This is a genomic window from Stieleria sp. (genome assembly GCF_041595215.1).
GTDB classification, from domain to species: Bacteria; Planctomycetota; Planctomycetia; order Pirellulales; family Pirellulaceae; genus Stieleria; species Stieleria magnilauensis.
This window is the reverse complement of record NZ_JBFHKV010000907.1, coordinates 1-3,609: the sequence shown is the minus strand read 5'-3', so window position 1 is coordinate 3,609 and position 3,609 is coordinate 1. Positions and strand designations below refer to the sequence as shown.

Below are 3,609 nucleotides of genomic sequence, written 5' to 3'. Positions count from 1 at the left end.
GACCGCCGGCGGCTTCGACGTTTTCGGTCAGCACGCCCAACCGCATCAGCACTTGCATTCCGTTGCAGATTCCCAGCACCAGTCGGTCGCCGTTGCCGTGGACGAACGTGTCCACCAGGTCGGCGAGGTGGTTTCGCATTCGCGTGGCCAGAATGCGGCCGGCGGCGATGTCGTCCCCGTAGCTAAACCCGCCGGGCAGGCAAAGGATTTGATAACGGTCCTTGAGCGTCGGATTTTCGATCAGCCGATTGACGTGAACCCGCTCGGTGGTCGCGCCGGCACGTTGAAAGGCATACGCAGTTTCTTCGTCGCAGTTGGTGCCCGGGGCACGTAACACGAGGACTCGGGGGGACGACATGTCGAAGGCTTGCGAGACGGATGGTTGGGGGGCACGATAGGCAGACGGCCGCATCGACGCGGCGGGAGGCCTATTCCGGTGCCCGGAGTTTATTCCTTGCCGGCTTGCTTTCCTAGCGGACCAAAACCTTGATTTGCAGGCGTCGGTGCTGGTGGTCCCAGCCGACGATCGTGCCGCGACAGCGCCACAGGTCGCGGCCGGCTTGCTCGAATTCGTCCGCCAATTCGTGGGGGATATACAGCACCAGCGGCAGCGGAGGATCGCTGTGGCGGGCCCAAACAGCATAGCCGTCGTCGTAGACGTGCGGATCCTCTTCGCCGCTGTAGAGCAATCGCCGCTCGATGAAGGTGTCGATTTCGAACGTCATTCCGGTCACCGCTTCGACCAACAGATCCACCTGTTCGGCGTCGTGGCGAGCTTCCCAAAAATGCGTGGCGGTTTCGGCAAAGGTGATCTCATCCTGCTGTGGCGATGCGGCGTCGGTCCCGTCCTCGGTGGCGCCGAGCGCCGCATGCGGCTCGGTCGTCTCGGGCCGCTGGATCGGTTGGCCATTGGGATGGACCAGCAATTTCAGCGACTGCGTCCAGTCCGGCCAGCGTGGAATATCGACACGCAAATCGATCGTCCAATTCAAGTCGTTGTCAGCCAGATCAAACGAATAAGGCACATCGCCGGGGATCGGAAAATCAAGATTGAACTCCTTGCGGTCGCCGGCTTGCAGCGTCGACTGGCCTTCCAGTTCGTGTCGATCGGTGAAAAACGTGTGTCGGTGCGTCGTGCGATTGCTGCCGCTGCCGCTGACGCAGACCTCGGTTCCGGTCAACTCGGCGCTGATCGAATTGATCGTAAAGCGACGCTTGGGCTGGAAGGCGAGTCGGGCGCGAACGCGGTCACCGGGCGCCACCTGGGGCGTCAGCAGTTCGGCGTGCACGTTGCCCAGCAGCCACTTCGGCAACAGCTTTTTGGCGACAAAAAAGCCGACCAGTGGAATGATGATGGCTCCGGCGACCAGACCCGCAAACGGATTGACGACAAAGGTGACGATCAGGAAGCCGAACGCGACGACCATCAGACCCAGCACCAGGGCGACCAATCCATATCCGATGCATCCACCGACCGCCGCCGCCACCTGTGCGTCGGCAGTGTCGGGCCCGGTGGCCGGACGCATCACGAATTCCTGGGACGCTTTCGGATCGAACGCCCAGGGGATTTTGGCCCGTGCATCGATGTAGTGATCGACGTTGATGTAGTTGCCATGGTAACTGGGCGGCCAATCGGCGACTTCCAGCTCGAATCGATACGACTCGCGCTGGCCGGAGGTCCATTCACCGACAAACAGCGTGATGGATTCGGCGACGCCCCGCGCGATGTTGCCTCGTCCATGCGTTCGCCAGCCCGAGGACACCTCCAGCCCTTTGCACTTCACGTCGGCATCGGCCAGGACGTGCAGGGTGCCGGTGATCTTGTCGCCACCTGAATAAATTCGTTCGGGGTGGTCGAGCTCAATCGATAAATCGCATTTCGCCATGATGATTCACTTGGGACTGCACGATGTCGTAAAGATAACTTTCGATGCCCCGCACATCGGTCCCGAACCGCCGAATCAATGCGTCGGCATCTTCGTGGCTGATGCGTGGTACGGGTTGCCGGTGATCGCGACGCGAGGCCACGATTCGCCGGTTGAGGATTTCGGCCAATTGTCCGACCGACAGCGACAGACCGATCTTCTCCGTCGTCACCGTGTAACCGGCGCGTCGCAGGGCGGTCGACAAGTCTTGATGGGTGGCCAGGACCAGGGTTGCGCCGCTGGCGAACACCTTGCGGCGGATCCGCCAGGGGAGCCGTTGTGCTTCATCGATCAGCAACGGTTCGCCGGTGGGAATCGTCGGGCAAGGCTGGTCTTCGGGCAAGTAGACATAGCTGGACGAGGGAAAGGCCTTGGCGATCGCCAGCATGCGTGTCGTCTTGCCGCGGCCGCACTCGCCGATCATCTGGTAGGCGGACCAGGGTCGAAATTTGAGGGGGGCGTCGCCGATCGCTGGTTCGTCGACGCTTGGTTCACCAATCGCCGCGACAATCTCGGCGACCGGAACCACCGCCAGTTCGGCGCGTTCGCTGCGCGTCAATTCACCGAAGGGGTTGCGAAACAGGTTGGCCGCCGGCCACCGCGACGCGGGCTGCAAGGCGTCTGAGGACTTGAAGTCACGGTCGCTTGGGGGCACGCGAGGATGAAGATTCTGTTCCGAGGCCGATGCGGAAGTTTTCGCGAACTCTGTCATTTTGCTATGATGCTCGCTGGAGCGGGCGGCTTGCTTGATGGATCAGTGGATATCTGGTGGAAACAGGGTGGGATCGGCTTCCAGCCTGTCGATGCTGCAATGACAGACACGGTCCTCTCGATGATTCCTTCTCCAAAGACCGCCTCGCTCATGAGAAGGGTTTCTCTACCCCTGGGGTTTGCTGCGTTCGGTCTGCTGCTCGTTCTTTCCGGCTATCGTTTCGACGACCTCTCTCTCTGGCTGCAATCGACGGGAAATTGGGCGCCGCTGTTGTTCATCGTCACCGGAACGCTGTTGATGACGATGATGATGCCGAAGACAATGGTGTCGCTCGCCGCGGGAGCGTTGTTCGGCACGCAAGACGGATGTCCGATCATGTTGGTGACGGCCGTCACTGCCGCCGCCCTAAACTACACGATCGGAAAGTACTGGATCGGAGCGGGCGGTTATTTTTATTCAAATCGATCGTCCCTCGACCCGCAGCGCGACGTCGGGGAGGACCGAGACGCGTCGATCGAGCCGCCGATCAGTTGGCCGCGCGCGGCGGGGCAGCTGGCGCAGGATGCCGGCTTCGGCATCCATTTACTCGTGCGCCTCGCACCGGTCCCGACCACCATCATCAGTTATTCGATGGGCGCAGCCGGCGCCCGCTTCGTACCCTACGTGGCTGCGGCCGCGGTCGCCGTGGTGCCACAATTGTTGTACGTCCACGCCGCCGCGATGGCGGTCGATTCCGAACAATCGCTGCACTTCCGCTGGATCAGTTCGGTGCTGTCGCTGTCCGTCGCAACCCTCGTCAGTCTCGCCCTGCCGCCGATCGCGATACGAAGGCTCAAAGAGATTCGTTGTGCTTCGTTAGCCGAGACGCCGGGGTACGCCGATCGAACTTAAGACCGTCGGGGCGATGAATGACGGTCTTCAAGATCCTGGTCGACCGATCGGCAGGACGGGTGAGCGATCGTTGAGCTTTCT

General features: G+C 61.5%; 4 protein-coding genes. 1 reads left to right on the top strand and 3 read right to left on the bottom strand.

Annotation, left to right across the window (positions count from 1 at the left end):
* From ABX749_RS26075 to ABX749_RS26065, 3 genes are all read right to left on the bottom strand, one after another.
* A partial coding sequence (locus ABX749_RS26075) for a phosphoribosylformylglycinamidine synthase subunit PurQ (protein ID WP_372898580.1) occupies positions 1-358 on the bottom strand: 358 nt, incomplete at its 3' end.
* Positions 359-470: 112 nt separating this feature from the next.
* Complete coding sequence (locus ABX749_RS26070) at positions 471-1,886, bottom strand: sporulation protein (protein WP_372898579.1); 1,416 nt, start codon at positions 1,884-1,886, stop codon at positions 471-473.
* Positions 1,861-2,580 (bottom strand): hypothetical protein, encoded by a 720-nt coding sequence (locus ABX749_RS26065; protein WP_372898578.1) that lies wholly within the window; start codon positions 2,578-2,580, stop codon positions 1,861-1,863. The genes ABX749_RS26070 and ABX749_RS26065 overlap by 26 nt, the downstream gene beginning before the upstream one ends.
* 6 nt (positions 2,581-2,586) lie before the next feature.
* Between ABX749_RS26065 and ABX749_RS26060 the strand changes: the two genes are divergently transcribed.
* On the top strand, positions 2,587-3,528 hold the full coding sequence (locus ABX749_RS26060; protein ID WP_372898577.1) for a TVP38/TMEM64 family protein: 942 nt from the start codon (positions 2,587-2,589) through the stop codon (positions 3,526-3,528).
* Positions 3,529-3,609 lie beyond the last annotated feature (81 nt).

Excerpts from the sequence above, each read along its gene's own strand:
- ABX749_RS26070 (WP_372898579.1), bottom strand. The coding sequence starts at position 1,886 with ATGGCGAAATGCGATTTATCGATTGAGCTCGACCACCCCGAACGAATT.
- ABX749_RS26060 (WP_372898577.1), top strand. The coding sequence starts at position 2,587 with ATGAAGATTCTGTTCCGAGGCCGATGCGGAAGTTTTCGCGAACTCTGT.